The sequence below is a fragment of the Bradyrhizobium sp. Ken64 genome (assembly GCF_055807555.1).
Genome location: NZ_JBVVPA010000110.1, coordinates 1 through 267, shown reverse-complemented (window position 1 = coordinate 267; position 267 = coordinate 1). Strand labels below are relative to the sequence as shown.

Here is a 267-nt window from a genome sequence, read left to right as displayed (position 1 = left end):
GGGACGGCGGGTGGCGCGCGAGCTGACGGCGTTGATTGGTCGCCGCGGCAAGCCTGGCATGATCGTCTCGGACAACGGCACCGAGTTCACCTGCAACGCCATTCTGACTTGGTCAGAGGACAACCAGATTGCCTGGCACTTTATCGCGCCAGGCAAACCGATGCAGAACGGCTTCTGTGAAAGCTTCAACGGCCGGATGCGAGACGAGCTTCTCAACGAAACCCTGTTCTTCGGCCTTGATCACGCCCGAACCAGGATTGCGGCGTG

1 protein-coding gene is annotated in these 267 nt (G+C 60.7%); it reads left to right on the top strand.

Annotated elements, in window-relative coordinates:
• Window positions 1-267: integrase core domain-containing protein (locus tag AC0L2F_RS35850; protein WP_473251539.1), on the top strand; the 267-nt coding region annotated here is incomplete at both ends.